Below are 22,834 nucleotides of genomic sequence, written 5' to 3' on the forward strand. Positions count from 1 at the left end.
ATAATGTCGAGTGTAAAAAAATCCGGTACATATTCCTTAGGTCAACATCAGGTTTATCGCCTGGGGTATGGCGCCATGCAGCTGGCAGGTCCGGGGGTGTTTGGGCCCCCCAAAGATCCTGAGATGGCGCTGAAGGTTTTACAGGCCGCCGTTGAAGCAGGGGTGAACCACATCGACACCTCTGATTTCTACGGTCCACACGTCACCAATCAGCTCATTCGCAAGGCACTCCATCCCTATTCCCGGGATCTGTGCATCGTCACCAAAGTCAGTGCACGACGTAATGAGAAAGGCGACTGGCTGCCCGCGATGTCACCTGCAGAGCTGACCCAGGCGGTTGAGGATAATCTGCGTAATCTGGGGCTGGACGTGCTGGAGGTGGTGAATCTGCGCAGTATGCTCAGCGAGCACGGCCCGGCAGAAGGCTCGCTGGAAGCGCCGCTGGAGACGCTGATCAAGCTGAAAGAGCGTGGGCTTATCCGTCATATCGGCCTGAGCAACGTGACGGCAAAACAGGTAGCGGATGCGCAGAAAATGACGACCGTCGCCTGCGTGCAGAACTTCTACAACGTGGCTAATCGGGCCGATGATGCGCTGATTGATAGCCTGGCGGCGCAGGAGATCCCGTACGTCCCCTTCTTCCCGCTTGGCGGATTTACACCGCTGCAATCCGGAGAGTTGAACGAGGTGGCAGAGAAGCTCAGCGCCACACCGATGCAGGTGGCGCTTGCCTGGCTTTTACAGCGTTCGCCTAACCTGCTGCTCATTCCAGGCACGTCGTCGCTCGGCCATCTGCAGGAAAACCTGGCGGCCGCCTCACTGACGCTCCCCGAATGGGCACTTAACGCGCTGAAGAAAATCAACGCCTGACTTAGCAGGCGAGAGAACGGAAACCGTTAAGGTTTTTATAGAGCTGAGCGCTGTTGCGAAAACCCAGTTTACGCACAGCGTTCATTTTATGACCCTGTGCCGTTTTGTAGTTGATCGCCAGCTGCTGCGAGACATGACGAATGTCTGACCCCTGAAGCAGCAGGCGCAGAATACTTTTTTCCATCTGCGTCAGCTTGCCGCGCTCGGACGACACGCTTTCGCTGTAATCAGGAAGACTCTGGTTCACGACCAGCTGCAGCAGGGTTTCGTGCAGCTGTACCAGACGCACGTCATCGGCGATCACCTGAAAATGGTGCAGCGACAGCAGTTCCGGTACCAGCGTTTCATGCTGGCGCTTCAGGAGCAAGGCAATCTGCTTACGCTCTACGCCCTCAACGTGATTGTTGAGCCACAGGATCTTTTCTGTTGGCGAATAATCACTGTCCAGCAGGCTGATAACCAGCGGCGCGCTTGGGTATGTGTCGAGCACAAATTCCAGCTCTACCACGGTACTGACAAAGATAGGTTCAAGCCCGGAGTCAGCAATCGCCGACTGAAGACCCGCACCCATAAAATCCATGGCGCTCCAGACAATAATCTTTTTCATCAGAGTCATTTCTCTTTACAAACGAAAAGCCAGCGACGGCTTTACAAACGACGCAGTCGCTTCTCTTCAAGGAGTAATTTGACGATGATATTGTCCAGTTTTCGCAGCGTACTTTCCGTCATTCGCTTGAACTGGCAGGAGAGATGAAAGTAGTCACGATCGCTCTCATCGTCGGCCGTTTCTTTTATCCGCTTTACGTTAATCACGTGAAGATCGGAAACTAAAGTCCCTACATCATTAAAATCTAATTCAACATTACGTAATGTTGTACCGCTCAGTGAACTGACGCGTTCGTCATTTTCGACAATGAGTGCGCAGCCACCGTGCGAAATATCCTTAATTCTATAGTGGTATTTTCGGCCGTCATTAAACTTGCCGTAACACTGGAAATTATGTTTGTTCGCCAGAAATAAACGCAGATGTTTTCTACGCTGTGTAACATTCACATTTTCTGGAAAACTGACATATAAACAATTGATGCCATTAACGGTTACGGATTTTGCTTTTGTCGTTTTAAATTCGTATTTCGCGTTGTAATCCTGGATGGCAAAGCTCAGCGCGCTGCGCTCTTTTGCCAGTTCCTCACTCCATGGGATAAAGAATCCGCTGGAATCTAATTTCTGAATACGGCTTGCCAACACGCGTGTTTTAGCACGGACGTCTACCCGGCTTCCCTTCTTTACTGCTTCACGCATAATCGCAATGATTTCAAACAGACCCTGCTTGACGTAGGCGTCTTCCATTTTGTAATTATCCTTCTGATACGAGTATCAAAGCACTACCAGTCTGTTTGTTAAGAGCTGGAACAGATATGTTATCTGAAACCGGCAAAATTCTGTACCTCTGGTGCCTGAAATGCACCGTAGGGTTTTAGAAAGGCCATCAAGCATCAATAAAAAATAAAACAATTCCCATTGGGAAAACAATCGGCCATCACCTTAATGTAATAGCACTCTTAACGGAGGCGCCATAATTATTTCGATAAAACATCAAAGAGCGATTATCGTTTTTTAGTTGGCAGCGCTCTGGCACCAGTAATTATCTCAATTTGTCAGCATACTAGCAGAAAAGCTCAGCAAAAATGATTGCTTGTACCTATCGATCTCATCATAACAATTGATTTCAATAGGTTAACAGTGATAACGGTAATTTATTCATGCACGCCTGCAAGCCGTCTCGAAAAACACACTTAAAACTAAATATGAAAAGTGAGTCACAGGCACAATGCTAATCGTGATTAAGCTTATTTCGTGATTCAGTTAATACCGCACGGAATGCTAAAACATCATTCAAATTATTTAGTTAAAACAACAGGTAAATAGAAGTTTACCCACTCTCCTCCCTGAGTATATTTCCTGACTAATCACAAATTTCCACCTCCGGCGATTGTAACAAACTATTAATTTCTGTGAATTAAGTCGTGAAAACAATCACTCTAAGAAAATTCTTAATGTAAATTTCCCCCGCCCAATCAGTCCATCAGGACGCATTCGATCGAGCAACACTTTGATAACCCGGGGCATTTATTTGCCTGCTAATCGTTATTTTCTAAACAGTACATGGAGTCATAATGAAAAAGATTTTGCTGCCTGCCGCTGCGCTGATCCTGTCAGCAACGGCGATGAATGCCTATGCAGTAAATGGCAAGGTTGAATTCACCGGTGAGATCATTAAATCCACCTGTAACGTAGTCTCTGGCGATCAGGATAAACAAGTTTTCATCGGTAAATATCCAACCAGCGCCTTTACCAAAGTTGGTGACGTAACCGCTTCTAAAGCCTTCACTATTCAGCTGGAAAAATGTACTGCTGGCGATTACACCCTGCGTTTTGATGGCCAGACCGTTGCCGGTCATTCCAACCTGCTCTCCGTTGATAAAGCTCAGGGCGTGGGTATTGAGATCCTCGATAACAACGAGAAAATCATTCCGATCAACCAGTCTGCTGGCACCGATACCCCGTGGGTCACTATTACTCCGTCTGCTCCGGAAGCCAGCGATGGCACCGCGACTTTCAACCTGAAAGCCCGCTACAAATCTTTCGATACCGTACAGGCTGGCTCCGCAAACGCGAACGCCAACTTTACCATCGAATACAAATAAGCCACGGATCAGTGAATCTGGACCAGGGATGGTCTGCGCGATTAATTGGATTGAGTAAATGAAAAAGCGACTGGCATCTTTATTACTTCTTGTATCTTTACAGGCTTCCGCGGGAATTCAGGTTGATGAAACCCGGGTTATTTATAACGGTAACCAAAAGTCTGCTTCCCTGTCGATTCATAACGACACGGATGAAACCTGGATGGTGCAAACCTGGCTTGATACCGGTGATGCCAGCAAAACGCCTAATAATTTACCCATGCAGGTGATCCCGCCAATTCTGAAGCTGGCAGGAAATAAAGACGCCATTCTGCGTTTTATTTATTCCGGTAACGGCCTGCCTGGCGATCGTGAATCGGTTTACTGGATTAACGTTCAGGAAATACCGCCTTCGGCAAAACAAGACAACGTCTTACAAATTGCTGTGCGCACCCGCGTCAAACTCTTCTATCGCCCGGCAACCGTGAAAACCACGCTGCAAAAAGAAGCTGAAGCACTGAGCTGGCGTAAGCAGGGTAATGAACTGGTGGTGACCAATAACGGCCCTCTGCACGTCACCTTCGGGGTACTGACCCTGAAAGGCAACGGCGGTAAAACCTGGAAAACCGAGGCTGACATGGTGAAACCGATGTCTTCGCTGCGTATTCCGGTACCTGCCGGGGCGTCCGCCGCTAACAGCCTGTCATTTACCTTCATCAATGATTACGGCGGCCACACCGAAGTAAAAGATACACGCATTCAATAATTCAGTTTAGGGACGAACAGCATGGCTCGCGATAAAAAAATGGACCTGTCACCACGGCGTCTGGCTTACCACATTCGCTGGACTCTGTGCGTATCAGCAATGCCGCTGTTAGTCGCTCCACTGTCTTATGCTGAAGAGCAGTTCAATACCTCATTCATTCACGGTGAAGATAACGTCGAGCTGGTTAAAGACCTGGCTAATGGCGATGACATTCTGCCGGGACGCTATCCGTTCGACATCTACGTGAACAAAAAACGTGTCGATCACCGTGAAATCGAATTTAAAAAGTTACAGCCGAATATCCCAGGGACTTTCTGCTTGTCTGCCGAGGATTACCGTGAATACGGGATCATGGTTGCAGAGACCGCCGGCAGCAGCGCCTGCTATGACATCGTAAAAGCGATTCCGGGCAGCTCAATGAGCTGGAACGCCGCGTTGCAGGAGCTGGACATCTCGGTTCCGCAGACGCATATGGAACCGCGTCCGCAGGGAGCTATCTCCCCTCGCGTCTACGAAGACGGTATCAACGCCGCCTATGTGAATTACTCCTTCAGCGGCGACCATACCCGCTACAAGGACAGCGAAAATACCCGCCAGGGCGAATACTACTTCCTGTCGCTGAACAACGGCGTCAACCTCGGCTCGTGGCGTTTTCGTAACAACTCCACGCTCACCAAACAGCCGGGGCAAAAAGAGGACTGGACCCCCGTCTCTACCTGGGCGGAAACCGACATCGTGCCATGGCGCAGCCGTGTGCAGGTGGGCCAGAGCAATACCAGCAACAACGTTTTTGATAGCTTCCAGTTCCGCGGGATGCAGCTTTCCAGCATTCCGGAGATGCTGCCAGACAGCCTGCGCGGATATGCACCCGTCGTGCGTGGTGTCGCCAACACCAACGCCCGCGTCGAAGTGCGTCAGAACGGTTATACCGTGTACAGCACCAACGTGCCGCCGGGACCTTTCGCGCTTAACGATATCTATCCAAGCAACCTGAGCGGTGATCTTGCGGTAACCGTAATTGAAGCCGATGGCTCGCGCCACAGCTTTAGCATCCCCTACTCTTCTGTACCCAATATGCTGCGCGAAGGGATGTGGGAATACCAGATTACCGCCGGTAAATATCACGATGGTTCAACCAGCTACCAGCCGAAATTTGTACAGGCGACCTTCTCGCACGGGACAAGCTTTGACCTGACACCATACGGCGGCGTGCTGATGGCGGAACATTACCGCTCCGGCGTGCTGGGCGTGGGTACCAACATGGGCGAATGGGGTGCAGCCTCCGTGGATGCCGCCTGGTCTGACACGGACCTCGCCTCCGGCGACAATAAGCGTGGCGCCAGCTTCCGCTTCCTGTATTCCAAATCCCTGAACAGCCTGGGGACTGAATTCCAGCTCGCCGGGTATCGTTACTCCACTTCTGGCTACTATGACTTCTCAGACGCCATTAATGAGCGCGCCAGCTGGGATAACGGTATTTATCACACCCAGTATTACGACCAGGATAACAACCCGAACGGGGTGCCGGACTGGGCGACCAATCAACGTAAGTACTACGATACGCTGCGCTATAACAACAAACGTCAGCGTGTGCAGCTATCGGTAAACCAGCATATCGCCGGTGCCTCGCTGTATGCCGTATTGTCGCGCCAGAACTACTGGGGGACTTCCGCCTACGACCGCACGGTGCAAACCGGTGTCAGCACCACATGGAAGCGCGTCAACTATGGGGTGTTCTATCAGAACAGCCGCAGTAACTACGGTTACAGCGACAACAGCGTCAACTTCAACGTTTCGATTCCGTTCAGCGTATTCGATACCAACCGCGACATGACCGTCAGCTTTAACGCCAACCACAGCAAGCAGAGTGGTAACGGCTACAGCACTGGCCTGAGCGGTACGCTGCTTGATGACAACCGCATGAACTACTACCTGCAGACCGGCCATACCAAAAATGGCGGGAACACCAGCGTGGCTAACGTCGGTTATCAGGGGAGCTATGGCAACGTCGAAGTGGGCCACAGCTATAACTCCAACTACCAGCAGACTTCACTGAACGTGTCGGGCGGCGTGGTGATGCACTCCGGTGGCGTCACGCTGTCGCAGCCGTTGCAGAATACCTTTGTGCTGGTTGAAGCCAAAGGCGCGCAGGGCGTCCGTCTGGAAAACCAGCCCGGGGCTGCGATAGACCACTTCGGCTACGCGGTACAAACCTCTGCCATGCCATACCGTCACAACCGCGTGGCGCTGCGTACCTCCGATATTGGCAACGGGCTGGATATTCCGCTGGCGTCGAAAGATATCGTTCCGACCAACCGCGCTATCGGCAAAGTGGTCTTTGAAACGCATCTCGGTCAGAGCCTGCTTATCCACAGCAAACTCAGCACCGGTGAAACGCCGATGATTGGCGCCACCATTTTTAACAGCCAGGGCAACAGCATTGGCGTGGTCGGTACCCAGGGTAAAGCCTACGTTTCCGGCGTTGAGAGCGGTGAAAAACTGAATATGAAATGGGGCGATGACGCTGCCGACTCCTGCATGATGACCGTGCCGCAGCTGCCGCCGATTGATACTGATAAACCGGGTGGTTATCAGGAAGTAACTCTGACCTGTAGCACGAAATAAAGGAACCTGACGATGTGCTTTTTCAACAAACTGTCCCGGGCCGGATTGATCCTGTTCTCCTTGTTTGCAGCGCTGTTCTCCAGCAGCAGCTTTGCGCTCTCCTGTAAGGATGCCTTCACCGGCAGCGCGCAGCAGATTATTTCACTGGATCAGCCGATCAACGTATCGACGGCTAACCTGCAGCCGGGCCAGCTGCTGTGGCGCTCCCAGACCTTCTCATCCACCTTCAAGTGTGAAGATACTGACGGTTTTCCAAAAGGTGAGAACGCCTATCTGTGGTGGGACCCGACCAAAACAGTACAAAGCATCCACAACTCCCTGGAAGTGGGCGTTACCTTCAAGAGTATCGACTATAACCCGACCGGTCAGAGCAATACCCTGGTAGGTCCTGGTACCGTGTGCCGCCCGGACGGACGCGGTGGTTGTAAAAGCCCGGCAACGTCGCAGACGGTAAAAGTGGAATATTCGGTGTATATCAAAGCCACCGGTAACCCACCGCCGCAAAGCGGACAGATTAACGATAATAAGCAGTATGCCCTGTTTCAGGTGGATGGCGTAGGTGGCCTGAACACCCGTCCGAACAGCAACTTCCGCTCTTATCTGACCGGGCTTGGCAACATCCGCTTTATCTCCTGCAACCCGCAGATAACGGTTGTCGCGAACAATGGCACCACCGTGAACTTTGGCAAGATCCCGGCGCGTAACGCGGTTGTTGGCAAAATCGAAAAACAGATGCCGTTCTCGATTCAGGCCAACCTCACCGGTGCCGGCCAGGATTGCCAGGGTAAAACGTTGATGGCGAGCTTCAGCACCACTTATCCGACGCAGGATACCAATACTATTCTGCCAACCAACAACAGCGGTTTCGGGATCCTTATCTCTAAAGCGGATACCCCAACCACATGGATCCCAATGAATACCCCGCAGACGCTGGGTTATGTTAACGGCAGCGTTATCAGCACCAATTTCCTGGCAAGCCTGAAATGGCTGAGTGCCACCCCGAAAGAAGGTACGTTTAACGCTTCCGCCAATATTGATGTCACCTTTAAATAGACCAGCGTGGTAGTGCCGCAAAATGACGATGATGGCCACTAAATCGACCGGAATGCGTTATGTTTTTCAGCCGATGTTCGATCGCGAAGGGAGACTTATTGCTGTTGAGTGCCTATCGCGGCTCGACCCGCTGAAGTATGGCCATTCTACGGAGGTTGAGCACTTCTTCGCTCATGCCTCCGAAGCGTTACGCACGGATATTCTCCTGGAACAGATAGCGCTGGTGGCGCGCTATCAGAGCTGGTTTTGCGATAACAACGTCATGGTAACGTTAAATATCGACGAGCAGACGCTGATGACGCTGGATAACGAATTCATCTCAGAGCGCGTTAACGCCATCGGTTGTCTGCATTTTGAAGTTAACGAATTTTCCCGCACCCTCACCCGTCATCACCCTATCTCAAGGGCGTTAAGCGAGAAGTACTCTTTCTGGCTCGATGATTTCGGCGCCGGGTTTGCAGGCTTTAGCGCACTGGCAGTTCAACCGTTCCGCTTTATCAAAACCGACAAGTGCCTGCTGTGGAGCCTGTTCGAGAAAAATAACGGTCAGGAGCTGATGTCGTCGCTGCTACGCTACTTCAGCGCAAATCATCATCTGGTGATTGTCGAAGGCGTTGAGACCGAGGCGCACCGGCAATGGCTTGCCGATATGCCCTGGTTCGCACTTCAGGGAATGCTGTGGCAGGAGAGCAGCATAGAGGCGCTGGTGGCCAGTACGCCGCCGCTCGTTCCCCTGCCCCTGGTTTCCGGACAATAAAAAAGCTGGCAGTCGCCAGCTTTTATTTGTAACACAGGTACTTAATCGCGAGGCAATTCCTGCAGGCACGGCGCGCGATTTTTCGCCCGCAGACTCAGCAGCAGACGTCCACTCAGCACCACCAGCACGATCAACGCCACGCAGGCAAGCGTCCACTCCCCCATCTGTGAGAAGAAGTGACCGTAGGCGGTAATCGCAGATTCGCTAATCTGCGATTCAGTGGTTTCCTGAGCAACAACCCCGGCAAGCCAGTTCGCAACGGCACCTGTCGCCAGCATATAGATACCGGTCAGCACGCCATTAACACCCGGCATATTGAGGCGGGTTATTTGTGCCATCGCCACCGGATCGATAAAGAGCTCGGCAAAGCCCATCAGCGCAAGGCCTGCGATCATCATCCCCATTGAGGCCTGACCGTCGACCTGCCCCTGACGCGCATTGAGAGCCAGCAGCATAAAGCCAGAACCCATCAGCGTCAGACCGAAGGCAAATTTCAGCCACACTCTGAGCAGCGAGTTACCGCGACTTTTAGACGTCACCACCCATGCCAGCACCACGCCTGCAGTCATCACCGCCATCGCGTTGACCGACTGGAACAGCGCGGTCGGCACTTCGAAGCTAAACCAGCGGCGATCGACAAAGCGATCGATAAACAGGCTGATTGAGCTCCCGCCCTGTTGCGCCAGCACCCAGAACAGCGTCCCGGTCAGCATCAGCAAGACAATTTGCCACAGCGCACGGCGATGATGCGGGGATTTGATCATGATCCGCGCCACTATCTGAGCGGCAAAAATGCAGACGATCGCCAGCAGATAACCCGACCAGTTGTTTTCCAGCAGCAGCGTGAAGAACACAGGCGCAAAGCACAGCATCACCAGCAGCCAGCCCCAGGTCGGCAGCACAAACTTTGTGGCACACAGCGCGGGTTTATCGACACCGCGAGTATCACGGAAATGTTTGTGACCGCTCAGGAAAATCATCAGGCCGATAAACATGCCGATCCCGGCCAGTGCGAAACCGACGTGCCAGCCGTACCAGTGTGCCGTCAGGCCGCAGACAATAGGGGCCGCGATAGATCCGACATTACCCGCAGCGTACAGCAGGGAGAAACCGCCATCGCGCCGTTTGTCATCAAGGGAGTACAGTTCACCCAGCAGGCAGCTGATGTTCGATTTAAACAGGCCGTAGCCGCAGATGATGATGGCCAGTGCCAGGTACAGGCTCCACAGAGAATCAGATTCCACGCCCAGCACCACATGACCCAGCGTCATCAAGAGTGCACCGACAATCACCGCCATGCGATTGCCGAGTAAGCGGTCGGCAAGCCAGCCGCCGAGAATAGGGGTAACGTAAACCAGAGACGCGTAGGCGCTGAAGAGACTGATAGCACGGCTGTCGTCGAAGCCAAGCTGATGAGTGAGGTACAAGATAAGTAAGGCACGCATGCCGTAAAAGCTGAAGTATTCCCAGATTTGAATCGCCACGATGTAATAGATCGCGCGCGGTTGTGAGGGTGTTTTCATGTCATCTCCTTGCGCCAGAAAAAAAGGGAAGTGGCAAAGCCACCTCCCTCTAGTGCTACAACTTATTTAGTGTTTTCTTTCAGCACTTTAACGGTGTAACGACCATCAGCCTGGCGATACGCACCGTGGATATCGGTTTCGAAGCCCGGGTAGTGAGCACCGATTTCGCACAGCATCTGCAGGAACTCCAGAACCGGACGGCTTTCTTCAGTGATCATCTCACCTGGCATCACCAGCGGAACTCCCGGAGGATACGGCAGGATCATGTTGGCGTTGACGCGACCGACCATCTCTTCGAGGTAAACCTCTTCCACATCACCGTGCAGTTCTTTCTGGAACGCGGTGTACGGAGTGACGATCATTTTCGGCAGCACTTCGAAGGCGCGGAACATCAGATCCGGCAGGTTGTGATGCTCAACCAGTTTGTGGATGTTCTGTGCCAGGTCCTGAATACGCATGTTTTCATAGAACTCAGGATCTTCACGGTACAGAGACGGCAGCATGTTTTTCACACGCAGGTTCAGGTCGAACGCACGTTTGAAGTCAGTCAGTGCACGCAGCAGGCTCAGTGCTTTGGTTTTGTCGATACCGATGCTGAACAGGAACAGCAGGTTGTACGGACCGGTTTTCTCAACAATGATGCCGTGCTCATCGAGGTATTTCGCCACGATGCTTGCCGGGATACCGAAGTCATCCATGGTACCGTCTTTCTTCATCCCCGGAGTCAGAATGGTGACTTTGATCGGGTCAAGGTACATGTGTTCGTTATCGATGTTTTTGAAACCGTGCCATGCGCTGTCAGAACGCAGCGGCCAGCATTCCGGCTCATCGATGTGCTCCGGCTGCCATACGTCGAAGAACCAGCCGTCAGACTCACCTTTCAGGCGTTTGATTTCTTTACGGAACTTGATTGCGCGCTGGATAGAGCCGCTGATCATGCGCTTACCGGCATTACCCTTCATCATCGCCGCTGCGGTTTCGGTGGAAGCCACGATACCGTAGTGCGGAGAAGTGGTGGTGTGCATCATGAACGCTTCGTTGAAGGTTTCTTCGTTAACGTCACCTTTCACGTGGATCATGGAAGCCTGGGAGAACGCCGCCAGCAGTTTGTGCGTAGACTGAGTTTCGTAAATCACTTTACCTTCAACACGGCCACCGCTCATACCACACTTACCTTCGTAGATCGGAGAGAAGTTGGTGTAAGGCACCCATGCAGAGTCAAAGTGGATGGATTTCACATCCAGGTTTTTCTTGATGAAATCCGTGTTGTACAGCAGACCGTCATAGGTGGAGTTAGTGATAACGGCGTGTACCGGCCAGGTCGCGTTCGGAGTTTCTTTAACGCGTTTAGCGATAGTTGCGTGCTGGAATTCGCTCTGCGGGATACCACCGAGGATACCGTAAGCGTTACGGGTCGGACGGAAGTACAGCGGAGTAATATCGCTCATCATCATCAGATGGGTCAGCGATTTGTGGCAGTTACGGTCAATCAGCACGGTGCTGCCTGCCGGAGCAGAATACATCCCGACGATTTTGTTTGCCGTAGAGGTCCCGTTGGTCACCATGTAGCTGCGTTCAGCGTTGAACACGCGAGCGATGTACTCTTCAGCTTCTTTATGCGGACCGCTATGGTCAAGCAGAGAACCCAGTTCAGACACAGAAATGGAGATGTCAGATTTCATGGTGTTAGCACCGAAGAAATCATAGAACAGGCTACCTACCGGGCTTTTCTGGAAAGCAGTACCGCCCATGTGGCCTGGGGTACAGAAAGTATATTTACCTTCACGAACATATTTGAACAGCGCTTTGGTCAGCGGCGGCAGAATGGTGTCGATGTACTCGTCGGTGTTCTGTCGGATTTTTGCTGCGATATCGTCAGCGGCGCCCAGGGCATATTCGAAGAAGCGAACCTGCATGCGCAGATCGTTCAGGCTAACGTCCAGAGTAGAGTAAGTGTTAGCGAACGCATACAGCGGCATGTATTCGTTCATTTCGCTGATTTCTTCGCACAGCTCGAGGTTGTATTTATCCCAGTCGAAAATCACACCGCACAGCTGCGCATTGTTTTCGATAAGTTTCAGCAGGTCTTCGCGGTCATTCGGGTACACGATGCGGAAATTAAGACCTTCCAGTGCACGATGCAGTTCACGAATGGGTTCTTCTTTGAAGTAAACCCCCATGTGATTCATTATTGCAATAACGTTCATAGTCGTATCTCCAGATGTAGAGTGCCCCTCCCGTCACGTGGTGACAGGTGCAGGAGGAGCAGCGAGAAATGGGTTTAGTAACTAATTAGTGAGCGTCAGCTGTTTTAGCTTCTGCGGATTCATTCTTGTGCTGACGTTCGTGCATTTTGCGGCCGTAGAACATCAGGATGATCAGGCTGACGATAAAGGTACCGGCCAGTTCGAAGGAGCTTGCCCCCATCAGGGCGATGAAGCAGAACACGCAACCCAGTACGGAACACACGAGGCTCACGATGTTGCGCATGTTGAAGCCTTCGAAGCGAATCAGGTCAACACAGGAGTAGAAGTAAGGCAGCATGGTCAGCAGTACCGCGATACCGGTCAGCATGCCGAACAGGTCAGAGGCTTTACCACCGCTGGAGTTCATCATGGTAATCAGCACCATCAACACGGTCATTTTCACCGCAGCCAGCAGCAGGCCTTTTTTCGGAATACCATTGTTATCAGTTTCGCCGTAGATTTTCGGGAAGTTACCGTCGTCGGCAGCACGTTTACCGGCCTGGCCTACCAGCATCATCCAGGAGCCCAGAGAGGTCAGACAAGCGAATGCGGTGAAGGCAGAAACCATCGGAGCAGCCCAGCCGCCGAGGATAGTTGAAGCGCTGATGGCGAACGGCGCACCAGAAGCAGCCATCTGAGAAGCCGGGTACATACCTGCGATAACCTGAGTTGCAGCGATATACACGATACCAGCCATCGCGGTGCCCAGCATGGTTGCCAGCGGTACGGTACGTTTCGGGTTTTTCACCATACCGGTACTTACTGCGGCAGATTCAACACCGACGAACGCCCACAGGCAGAGCAGAATACTTTTAATAATGGCGTGACCATCAGTGGTCTGAGAGGTATTCCAGTTTGCCTGATAAGTGGCAACATCAAACCAGTGCCAGCCGACAACGGCAGTCATTACTACCGGAATAAGTACCAGTACCAGACCAATAGTGGTCAGGCGACTTACCCAGGTACCACCGAGCATATTCACGAAGGTAAACACCCAGACGATAGCAATACATGCGATACCGGCTGGAACTGGGTTATTTAAAATAGGGAAGAAGGTAGAGAGGTAAGATACTGCGGTAATACCGATTGCCAGGTTACCGATCCAGTTTGCATGGTAATAAAGGACACCGGTCTGGAAACCAAACGCTGGAGAAATTTCCCCTGCATATGCAATTGGGCCACCCTCTTGCGGGTTTTTGGTGGCCAGTCGGGCATATACATAAGCCAAAGACATTGCACCAATAATAGCAATCACCCAACCCCAGATGGCAATACTACCAATACTTGCCAGGTTCGCAGGTAATAAAGCAATCCCACTCCCCATCATATTACCAGCCACTACGCCGGTACAGGCAAATAGCCCGATCTTTTTGGCTGAACTCATGTTGCGTTTTCTCCTGAGTTTTGACTTTGGAGGTGCGGATCTTGATGCATACCGTTTATTGATCCGACCGACTGGCAACAAGATTAATGATTCTTATGGAGTAAGTCCTAAGGATTAGGTGAATTAATGGCAAACCTGAAACAAATGACATCTTGAGAATTCTGAGTTAACACATAAACATGACAAGCTGACATCATAAAAAGATAAACATACAATAATTACAGTAACTTACACATGAACAATGGCGTTAAAAACCTGTTGCACCAGAGGTTACAATAGTTGTCTTGATATAACAATTGGGATGCTCATGAGAAACATAAATTTAACCTCATCATGCTACGTAAAATAGCATGATGAGGATTTACTTATTCTGCAGAGAGGAAATTGTCCAGATAAGGAACAACGCGGGTAATAGAAGTCTGGAATACACCGTTTTCAATCCAGTACAAGGTGTTCTCACCAGGACGTAAATTGAAGGCCGTGAGATAGGCATCGGCAGCCTGGCGATTGGCGCCTTTCATCTCATAGACCTTACCTAGCAGTACATAATTGAGCCAGGACATTTCTAAGTCGATACCGGTATTAATCGCTGTGAACGCCTCATTGACATTGCCTTTGCCTAGCAGGTCAATCGTCTTAATTTGATAGATAACCGCAGTCTGTTTTAATCCCGGCATATTTTCGACTTGTGAAATTTCGTCATACAACGCCGAAAGATTGTTACCATCGAGCGGTTGCTGTGAATGTTGTAGTACATCCACCAACGCTTTTTCTGCATAGGCATAAGTAAACTCTGGCGTACGTTTAATAGTACGGTCCAGCAGATCGCTGGCTTTACTTAAAGAGGCAACATCGCCGTTCATTAAATACTGGTGTGCTTCATAGAAATCCGTTAATGACTGGTTTTGTGATGGCTGGAATTGCTGCAGCACGCCCTGCATACCTTCTACCCATGGCTGCTTCAGTGCATCTGCAAGGCTTGTCAGTAAATCATTCTGAATATTGATCTGATTATCGCGGGTAATAAAGTAGCGCTTATCAAGCATCGATGAACCGTCAGCGTTGTCGATAAGCTGCACCGACATAAAGCACTGCTGCGCCCGGTAGTGTCGTTGGTTGACGAACTCAATAGTGAGCGTTTTCCCCGAACTACTCGGTTCATTGAAGTTGTAGTTGGTTTTGTCATGCACCATGAACGTTGAGTAGGTGTTGAGCGTAGTGGTGACCAGGCTCCCCAACCCTACCGCATAGGAGCGCTGCGACGTCCAGTTATTACAGGAATTACCGTTCACCAGACGAATATCGATATCGCGCGGGTTCAGCATCATCCGTGTTTTGGTAATAGCCGGACGCGAACTGAAGGTGGACATCGCAACCAGCGCCACGCAGGAGCCGAGCGCCAGGATAAACAGGCACCACACCCAAAAGGTAGCCACACGGCGTTGCGGGCGTTTGGGGGGCGGGTCTTCAGGATTAACCGGAGGAGCAGATACCGTGATATTCGGCGCGGCGGCAAAGGCAGTGGGCTCTGCTGGTGTCCGGGTCTCAAACCCAGAGGCGATCACCGGACCCGGTTCTTCCCCCTCTTCCGTACACCAGATGACCGACGCCGTCAGCTTGTAACCCCGCTTCGGCACGGTGACAATATACTCCTGGCTATTATCGTCGCCATCTTTCAGCGATTTGCGCAACTCCGAGATACTCTGAGTGACCACGTGGCTGGTCACAACGTTGCGGGTCCAGACATGGTCAATAAGCTCATCCCTGCTTAATACTTCATCAGGATGACGAGCAAAAAATACCAAAAGGTCAATTAAGCGCGGTTCAAGTGTTAACTGGCGACCCTGCCGACTGATTTGATTTACGGCAGGCGTGACCAGCCATTCTCCGACGCGGACAACAGGCTGTTGCATAAAAAAAAGCCCCAAAACGAGAAGGGAAAGGCGGGATGATAGCACATCTCACCACCTGACAATTATGAGGCTTACGACCTTCTGCGTAGGCAATTCTGCCGAAAGCCCTATTACTTCCTGGGATCAGGCCCAAAATGTTGACAGGAAATTAAGGACTTTCTAATAAATACACGGAGTTAGCGCAGGGCTTTCACCGCCTCCTCCAGAGCCGCAAAATTGGAACTGGAAAGTAACGGTTGCAGGCTGACGATGGTCTCTTCAGGAAGCGAATAGAGATCGAGAGCCAGCAGGCGTTCGACATCAGCCTGCGGAAAACGGTATTTGATAAAGGCAGCCGGATTCCCGCCAACCACTGCATAAGGCGCAACGTCTTTGGTCACTACGGCACCCGCAGCCACAACTGCCCCTTCGCCGATCGTGACACCCGGCATAATCATTGCGCGCATACCAATCCAGCAACCATCCTTCAGCACGGTATCACCCCGGTGCTGGTAAGACGCCTGAATAGACTCCATAAAAGGATACAGGCTGGCCCAGTCCATGCGGTGGGTGCTGTTTCCCCCCATCAGAATGGCAGTTTCCGCGCCAATACAGACAAAATTGCCGATAATTAGCTTATCGAGGTGGCCCAACGGCTCCCACTGCTGGCTCACCGAGTCGCCGTGCAGATAGCGCACCACAGAACGTTCAAAGCCGTTATCCCAGCAGTCGCTGTAATAACTGTGTGTTCCTTTGATCAGGATATTGGGGTTGGTAACCGTCTGGTGGAGTCGTTCGGTTCTTGACCAGTGTTTCTCGGTCATAATGTAGTCCTTTGATTTATCAGTTTAATTATTATCACCGTCAGTATGACGGATAAAAAATAAACGGCAGGTCAATTTTCTGACTTCAGGGATGATTACCGCCCTCTGGCCCGGCGGTTTACGCCATGCCGGGACCTTCAATCGTACAAAGACAGGACTGGATCATGAAAATGCAACTCGTCACTAAGCTACTACCATTGCTATGCCTGGTCTCCGGCGGACTTCTCTATTCCATTTCAGCAAACGCGATGGGGAATAATGATACCACCACCCCGACCTGTCCTAAGGGCCAGGTCTACGACAGCAAAACTAAAAACTGTTTGCCGGAAAAAAGCAGCATGCTAAACGATCAGGACAAAACGCAGTACGCGTATCACCTGGCAAAAACCGGGCACTATCAGGACGCTATCAATTTGCTTGATACTCTACAACAGCCCAACACGCGTGAAGCCTGGAACTACCGGGGCTATGCAACACGTAAGCTCGGACGCACAGATGAAGGAATTAGCTACTATCAGCGCTCTATCGCCCTCGATCCACACTACGCCAAAGTACGCGAATATCTCGGTGAAGCCTGGATGGTGAAAGGACGCCCCGACCTCGCGAAACAGGAGCTGGCCACCATCAAAACAATCTGTGGTACCTCCTGTGAAGAGTATCGTGATTTGAAGGCAGCTATCGACGGACATCCTGAATCATAAGTTTGCCTCAGGCAGGAAGTGATGAAGTCCGCACTTCCTGCCTGTCAGACATCGCCAAAAAGCCACTAAGCTGCCAGACTACCGTGGATATTCCCACAATACGAAAAGGGATTTTATGGGCGTACCCGGAAACAAAGCGCAGCTGCTGACAGCCATCGACACAAGTTTCGATAAACTCATGCGCTACCTCAGTGCAGTACCAAAGCGCGGTGCCCCGTTCCGGACAATGGAAGGTCACGCGAAAAACACGCAGATGAGCGTCTGCGATCTCGTCGCCTATCTGATTGGCTGGAACAGCCTGGTCATCAAGTGGATTACCCTCAGCGACGCCGGGAAATCCGTCGATTTCCCGGAAACAGGCTACAAATGGAACCAGCTTGGCCTTCTCGCGCAAAAGTTCTATCAGGATCGTGAAGGTGAAGACCTCTCCACTTTGATAGCCGAACTCCGTTCGTTGAAAACAGAGATCATTGTTCTGATCGAAGCGCGCAGCGATCACGAACTGTACGGGAAAACCTGGTACACCAAATGGACGATGGGCAGGATGATTTCGTTCAACACCTCTTCCCCATACACCAACGCCTGTGGGCGACTCAGGAAGTGGGCTAAAGAACATCAGGTCAGTCTGTAGCAGAAATCCAGCCACCATAACGACTTACCAACAATGCCTAAACAGAGCATAAATGGTGATGAGAATTGCTATCATCTCAGGGTTGTCGCCTACGTTATAACATGTATTATTAATGCAACTTAGTGAGTCATGATCAACTGCCGTTATTTATTCAACTTCTCTGAATCAGTGGAACTTAACATTCTTACTTAAAAGGAAGAAAGATGAAAATTGTTGCTATTGAGGCAAACATCGCTGCCGGTAAAACAACGCTCCTTAAACCGCTCGTCAATATACTGTCAAAAAGGTCAGGATATATATGGAAAGCCATCGAGGAACCCGTGGATAAAGATCCTCTATTCCTTGAACTTCTCCAGGCTTTTGTTGACAACCCATTAGACGCCGATGCGCGCATTATGTTCCAGCTGTATATTACTCATAGCCGCCAGGGGTTATTAAAGAACCTTCCTGACGGGAACTACGTGATTGAGCGTTCGCTGTATAGTGATATCGTTTTTTGTCATGCGAGTTTTTTAATGACAGAACAACCCTCGGCAAAGTACATGACCTACTTCTACCGTATTAAGGAGTACATGCGTTCATACCCGAAGATTGATCTGGTGGTGTACCTGGACCGGAACGTCAACTCCTGCTTCAGCGACTGCATGAAGCGGGCTCGCCAGGCGGAGCTGAACTACACCATTGAGTACTTTAAGGATCTGAAGGCATTTCATGATGCTTGCCTGCCACAGATAGTCAGACAGTATGGCTCAAGGTTATTAACACATAAAATAAAGTCGGGATATGCGTGTCCTTTAACGCTTGCTAAATCAATTATTAAAAATTTCAAAAGGCCACAATTAAGTCCAGGATTATAAAACCTCATTATAATAGATTTATATCACCTGCAAAATTTAGTCAACTACAGAGAGATAAATATGAAACTTTCTCACATCGCTGCGTCAGTTATTCTTTCCGGGTTTTGCTTTTCAGCATATGCCTCACCCACGGATAACATTGCCGTCTATTCAACAGAAAAGTCTAACGGCTCAATTTCGATTGGCGGCCAGAGTGTATTTACCAAAACTTTTGAGGTTGAATTAGCAAAGCTATCCGGTGATACCGTTGACCTGTCAAAACTATGCCTGAAGGCTTATTCGGCGAAAAATAAAGAATATAAGCTTGATACCATCGATGAAGAAATAGCTACCGGGATGTTAAAATATGGCAGACCCACAAAAGGTATTGCAGTATTTGCATCAGAAGATAGTGAGATACTTCAGGCTACGCTGGTGAAAATTTCTGCTGACTGTTCGTCGTGAAGAGAGCTGGAGCGGGCGAAGGGAATCGAACCCTCGTATAGAGCTTGGGAAGCTCTCGTTCTACCATTGAACTACGCCCGCTTTGAGGTTCGAGTGGTATTATAAACCTAACTCTTCCACTGGCAAGCCTTGCGCTTGCCAAGTGGCGAGAAAATAACCTTTTAACACTTAGGCTTACTGCCCTGCGGTGGTAAATAACGCAGTGGATCGATAGCCGTGGCGCGGTAGCGGATCTGAAAATGCAGCTGCACGCCGCTGGCATCACTGCTGCCCATCGTCGCTATCTGCTGGCCAATCTTCACGCTCTGGCCGTTGTTGACCATCATTTTGTCATTGTGAGCATAAGCGGTGATGTAGTCTTCGCTGTGCTTAATCATGATGAGGTTGCCATAACCCCGGAGCTGATTACCGACGTAGACCACCTTACCGGCTCCCGCCGCATAAATTGGCTGACCGCGCTGCCCTGCAATATCAATACCTTTGTTACCGCCATCGGCGGTAGAGTACGGCAATACCACTTTCCCGGACGTTGGCCAACGCCAGCAGCGCTGTCCGACCGGAGGCCACGATGACTGCGGCACTGCGGCCGACGGTGTAACTTTCGCCGTCTGGGTCGTCTTGCCGCTACCCGTTTTCTTCGTCGATCCCGAAGAGCCGTTAATCTTCAGCCGCTGCCCCACCTCGATAGTATAAGGTGGAGAGATACCGTTAAGCCGGGCCAGGTCCTGCACGCTGGTGCCGGTCGTGCGCGAAATACGGTACAACGTATCTCCGCGTTTAACGGTGTAGGTTGGGCCGCTACTGCCGCCGCTCGAACCCGATTTATTACTGGAACAACCAGCCAGCATCAACCCTGCCAGCAGGCAAAGTATCAGGGAAAAGGGGATGTTATTCAGGCGTCCTGCACGCAAAACGGATCCTCAACAAGCGGCTACGGGTGACCTATTCTAGCAGCCTCAAGCCGGATGCCAATGCCTCCCTTCGTTTAAACCTGTTTACTGACAGTAATCAGACTCGCGAACTATCAACGCCGGGCTCAGGTTATCAGCCGATTTTCCCCGGTACCGCCGCACAGATATCCTGTGCCGGGCATCTTCACACGAGGAAGTTATCATGAGCCTGTCTATTCCTGCCCTGGCGCAGGCGGCCGGGGCGAGCTATGCCGAAGCACAAAAATTAATGGCGCCGAAAGGCATCCTGGCCATTATCAAAAATTTCTTTACCTGTGGCGGAGTCACTCGCGCCAACATGGAACTTCTGGATGAATTTAAAACCGCAGTCCGGGAAAAGATAGACACACAACACCCTCAGCGCATTCAGTTCCAGTTCATGGAGCACGAGATTTGCATATCCCCGGGATCTTCAAACAGAACATTCACATGCACGGTCAAAGGCCATCATGAGGATGAGGATTCCACAGAAGAGATAAACTGCGGCTATCATCGTTTTTTGGCTTCACTCACCAGCCCTGCACAGAGCGTCTCGACCAGTGTATCTGCTCGTGGGAACAGCGCTGATGCAAACAAACTACTGAATCAGTATCTTGGTGCCGTTCATTTGCCACCGTTCCATTTTGAGCCCGGCCCCGATGGTAATCCGACAGGAAAAACGGAATCAGATTGCGTCCGGATACTCAGCGCCAGGGCAATGGTCGACTGGAAAACAATGGCATCAGTTTGTGACGACATTCAACAGCAGGCTGTGCTTGCCGCAAAACCGATCCTGGCTCCGTTAGGCCTGATTAATCGCCCCCTGTTTTACGAACCTCATATGGTTCTACTGGTATGCATCCCCGATCAACTGCCAAAGATCGTCGACAGTAAAAACGCCAGCCCTTACCCACATGGCATTAGCGTCGAATGGACCGGGCGTCAGCCATTTCTGGACAGGCAGAGTTGCTGGGCACATGCCTGCCAGCAGGCCATACACTATGCGCATCAATTGACTATGGGGGTTCCTGCAGAGCAACTCACGTTCTGGGAGGATTAAAACAACGGCGGGGTAATAGCAGAAAAAGAATGCCCCGGGGAGGGGCATTCCAGCGTGTCGAACTTACTTCTGCGGACGCAGAGCCGGGAACAGGATCACGTCACGGATGGTGTGGCTGTTGGTGAACAGCATAACCATACGGTCGATACCAATGCCCAGACCAGCGGTCGGCGGCAGACCGTGTTCCAGCGCGGTCACGTAGTCTTCGTCGTAGAACATCGCTTCGTCATCGCCTGCGGCTTTCGCGTTTACCTGATCCAGGAAGCGCTGAGCCTGGTCTTCAGCATCGTTCAGCTCGCTGAAGCCGTTACCGATTTCACGGCCGCCGATGAAGAATTCAAAGCGATCGGTGATTTCCGGGTTCACGTCATTACGACGCGCCAGCGGAGACACTTCTGCCGGGTATTCAGTGATGAAGGTAGGCTGAATCAGGTGCGCTTCTGCCACTTCGTCAAAGATCTCGGTCACGATACGGCCCAGACCCCAGCTCTTCTCGACATGAATGCCGATAGATTCTGCGATGGCTTTCGCCGCGTCGAAGTTATCCAGATCCGCCATGTTGGTTTCCGGACGGTATTTCTTGATAGCTTCGCGCATGGTCAGTTTCACGAACGGCTTGCCGAAGTCGAAGGTGTGTTCACCGTAAGGTACTTCGGTTTTACCCAGAACATCCTGCGCCAGGGTGCGGAACAGGGATTCGGTCAGCTCGATCAGATCTTTATAATCTGCATACGCCATATAGAGTTCCATCATGGTGAACTCAGGGTTATGACGAACGGAGATACCTTCGTTACGGAAGTTACGGTTGATTTCGAAGACGCGTTCGAAGCCACCCACGACCAGACGCTTCAGGTACAGTTCCGGCGCGATACGCAGGTACATGTCCATATCCAGAGCGTTGTGATGCGTGATGAACGGACGTGCAGAAGCACCACCCGGGATCACCTGCATCATCGGGGTTTCCACTTCCATGAAGCCACGACCAACCATGAATTTACGCATGCCGGCCAGGATCTGAGAACGGATTTTAAAGGTGTTACGGGACTCATCGTTAGCGATGAGATCCAGGTAGCGCTGACGATAACGCGCTTCCTGATCCTGCAGGCCGTGGAACTTGTCCGGCAGCGGGCGCAGTGCTTTAGTCAGCAGGCGCAGCTCGGTGCAGTGAATAGACAGCTCGCCGGTTTTGGTTTTAAACAGCTTACCGCGCGCAGCGATGATGTCGCCGAGATCCCATTTCTTAAACTGATCGTTGTAAACGCCTTCCGGCAAATCGTCACGCGCCGCGTAAAGCTGGATACGGCCACCCACGTCTTGCAACGTGATGAAGGAGGCTTTACCCATAATACGGCGGGTCATCATACGGCCAGCAACAGAGACTTCAACGTTCAGGGATTCGAGTTCCTCGTTTTCCTTGGCATCGAATTCAGAGTGCAATTGGTCAGAGGTATGATCGCGACGGAAATCATTCGGGAAAGCAACAGCCTGCTCTTCACGCAGCGCGGCCAGCTTCTCACGACGAGATTTCAGTTCATTATTAAGGTCAATGGCCTCATCGGCACCTTGTGCTTGTATTTCAGACATT

The 22,834-nt window shown here is 51.2% G+C and carries 20 protein-coding genes and 1 tRNA gene; 11 read left to right on the plus strand and 10 right to left on the minus strand.

What is annotated here, in order from left to right; all coding sequences use genetic code 11:
- Window positions 1–3: 3 nt before the first annotated feature.
- Window positions 4–870: an aldo/keto reductase family oxidoreductase gene (locus tag C7387_RS12910; RefSeq protein WP_038255403.1), complete on the plus strand. Its 867-nt coding sequence runs from the start codon at window positions 4–6 to the stop codon at window positions 868–870.
- Between the two features lies 1 nt (window position 871).
- Here C7387_RS12910 and C7387_RS12915 read toward each other — a convergent pair whose 3' ends face one another.
- Entirely contained in the window at window positions 872–1,477 is a 606-nt protein-coding gene (locus tag C7387_RS12915) for a helix-turn-helix transcriptional regulator (RefSeq protein ID WP_038255405.1), read from the minus strand.
- Between the two features lie 41 nt (window positions 1,478–1,518).
- Window positions 1,519–2,220, minus strand: coding sequence for a flagellar brake protein (locus C7387_RS12920; protein WP_120816834.1), 702 nt, complete (start codon window positions 2,218–2,220; stop codon window positions 1,519–1,521).
- 827 nt (window positions 2,221–3,047) lie between these two features.
- On the opposite strand from C7387_RS12920, the gene C7387_RS12925 reads away from it, so the two are divergent.
- The 5 genes from C7387_RS12925 (at window position 3,048) to C7387_RS12945 (ending at window position 8,758) form a co-directional block, all read left to right on the plus strand.
- The gene (locus C7387_RS12925) at window positions 3,048–3,578 is read left to right on the plus strand and encodes a fimbrial protein (RefSeq protein ID WP_006818433.1); all 531 of its coding nucleotides are present in this window, start codon (window positions 3,048–3,050) and stop codon (window positions 3,576–3,578) included.
- Window positions 3,579–3,636: 58 nt separating this feature from the next.
- Window positions 3,637–4,323: a fimbrial biogenesis chaperone gene (locus C7387_RS12930; RefSeq protein WP_006818432.1), complete on the plus strand. Its 687-nt coding sequence runs from the start codon at window positions 3,637–3,639 to the stop codon at window positions 4,321–4,323.
- A 99-nt stretch (window positions 4,324–4,422) separates the two neighbouring features.
- Window positions 4,423–6,948 (plus strand): fimbria/pilus outer membrane usher protein, encoded by a 2,526-nt coding sequence (locus C7387_RS12935; RefSeq protein WP_081874653.1) that lies wholly within the window; start codon window positions 4,423–4,425, stop codon window positions 6,946–6,948.
- 12 nt (window positions 6,949–6,960) lie between these two features.
- Entirely contained in the window at window positions 6,961–8,001 is a 1,041-nt protein-coding gene (locus tag C7387_RS12940; protein ID WP_006818430.1) for a fimbrial protein, read from the plus strand.
- 22 nt (window positions 8,002–8,023) lie between these two features.
- Entirely contained in the window at window positions 8,024–8,758 is a 735-nt protein-coding gene (locus C7387_RS12945; protein ID WP_120816835.1) for an EAL domain-containing protein, read from the plus strand.
- A gap of 41 nt (window positions 8,759–8,799) precedes the next feature.
- On the opposite strand, the gene dtpD is transcribed toward C7387_RS12945, so the two are convergent.
- The 5 genes from dtpD to C7387_RS12970 all read right to left on the minus strand — a co-directional run bounded on the left by dtpD (window position 8,800) and on the right by C7387_RS12970 (window position 16,627).
- Window positions 8,800–10,281, minus strand: coding sequence for a dipeptide permease DtpD (gene dtpD / locus C7387_RS12950; protein WP_006818428.1), 1,482 nt, complete (start codon window positions 10,279–10,281; stop codon window positions 8,800–8,802).
- 62 nt (window positions 10,282–10,343) lie between these two features.
- The gene (cadA, locus tag C7387_RS12955) at window positions 10,344–12,488 is read right to left on the minus strand and encodes a lysine decarboxylase CadA (protein WP_006818427.1); all 2,145 of its coding nucleotides are present in this window, start codon (window positions 12,486–12,488) and stop codon (window positions 10,344–10,346) included.
- Between the two features lie 85 nt (window positions 12,489–12,573).
- A complete protein-coding gene (gene cadB, locus C7387_RS12960; protein ID WP_006818426.1) occupies window positions 12,574–13,911 on the minus strand; it encodes a cadaverine/lysine antiporter in 1,338 nt (445 codons plus the stop codon).
- A 365-nt stretch (window positions 13,912–14,276) separates the two neighbouring features.
- Window positions 14,277–15,824 carry a lysine decarboxylation/transport transcriptional activator CadC gene (gene cadC / locus C7387_RS12965; protein ID WP_120816836.1) on the minus strand — a complete coding sequence of 516 codons (1,548 nt, stop codon included), beginning with the start codon at window positions 15,822–15,824 and terminating at the stop codon, window positions 14,277–14,279.
- Window positions 15,825–16,000: 176 nt separating this feature from the next.
- Window positions 16,001–16,627, minus strand: a complete 627-nt coding sequence (locus tag C7387_RS12970) for a CatB-related O-acetyltransferase (RefSeq protein WP_006818424.1) — start codon at window positions 16,625–16,627, stop codon at window positions 16,001–16,003.
- A gap of 164 nt (window positions 16,628–16,791) precedes the next feature.
- Here C7387_RS12970 and C7387_RS12975 point away from each other — a divergent pair, with 164 nt between their 5' ends.
- The 4 genes from C7387_RS12975 (at window position 16,792) to C7387_RS12990 (ending at window position 19,260) form a co-directional block, all read left to right on the plus strand.
- Window positions 16,792–17,328 (plus strand): tetratricopeptide repeat protein, encoded by a 537-nt coding sequence (locus tag C7387_RS12975; protein ID WP_038255411.1) that lies wholly within the window; start codon window positions 16,792–16,794, stop codon window positions 17,326–17,328.
- Window positions 17,329–17,443: 115 nt separating this feature from the next.
- Window positions 17,444–17,959: a ClbS/DfsB family four-helix bundle protein gene (locus C7387_RS12980; protein ID WP_120816837.1), complete on the plus strand. Its 516-nt coding sequence runs from the start codon at window positions 17,444–17,446 to the stop codon at window positions 17,957–17,959.
- Between the two features lie 203 nt (window positions 17,960–18,162).
- Window positions 18,163–18,816 carry a deoxynucleoside kinase gene (locus C7387_RS12985; protein ID WP_006818421.1) on the plus strand — a complete coding sequence of 218 codons (654 nt, stop codon included), beginning with the start codon at window positions 18,163–18,165 and terminating at the stop codon, window positions 18,814–18,816.
- A gap of 60 nt (window positions 18,817–18,876) precedes the next feature.
- Complete coding sequence (locus tag C7387_RS12990; protein ID WP_038255415.1) at window positions 18,877–19,260, plus strand: DUF4354 family protein; 384 nt, start codon at window positions 18,877–18,879, stop codon at window positions 19,258–19,260.
- Between the two features lie 7 nt (window positions 19,261–19,267).
- Here C7387_RS12990 and C7387_RS12995 read toward each other — a convergent pair.
- Window positions 19,268–19,341 (minus strand) — tRNA-Gly (locus C7387_RS12995).
- An 80-nt stretch (window positions 19,342–19,421) separates the two neighbouring features.
- On the minus strand, window positions 19,422–20,171 hold the full coding sequence (actS, locus tag C7387_RS13000; protein ID WP_038255488.1) for an amidase activator ActS: 750 nt from the start codon (window positions 20,169–20,171) through the stop codon (window positions 19,422–19,424).
- A 202-nt stretch (window positions 20,172–20,373) separates the two neighbouring features.
- On the opposite strand from actS, the gene C7387_RS13005 reads away from it, so the two are divergent.
- Window positions 20,374–21,249 (plus strand): hypothetical protein, encoded by an 876-nt coding sequence (locus tag C7387_RS13005; protein ID WP_120816838.1) that lies wholly within the window; start codon window positions 20,374–20,376, stop codon window positions 21,247–21,249.
- A gap of 63 nt (window positions 21,250–21,312) precedes the next feature.
- Here C7387_RS13005 and lysS read toward each other — a convergent pair whose 3' ends face one another.
- On the minus strand, window positions 21,313–22,833 hold the full coding sequence (gene lysS / locus C7387_RS13010) for a lysine--tRNA ligase (RefSeq protein WP_006818416.1): 1,521 nt from the start codon (window positions 22,831–22,833) through the stop codon (window positions 21,313–21,315).
- Between the last annotated feature and the right edge of the window lies 1 nt (window position 22,834).

This window comes from Yokenella regensburgei, from assembly GCF_003634235.1.
Taxonomy (GTDB): domain Bacteria; phylum Pseudomonadota; class Gammaproteobacteria; order Enterobacterales; family Enterobacteriaceae; genus Yokenella; species Yokenella regensburgei.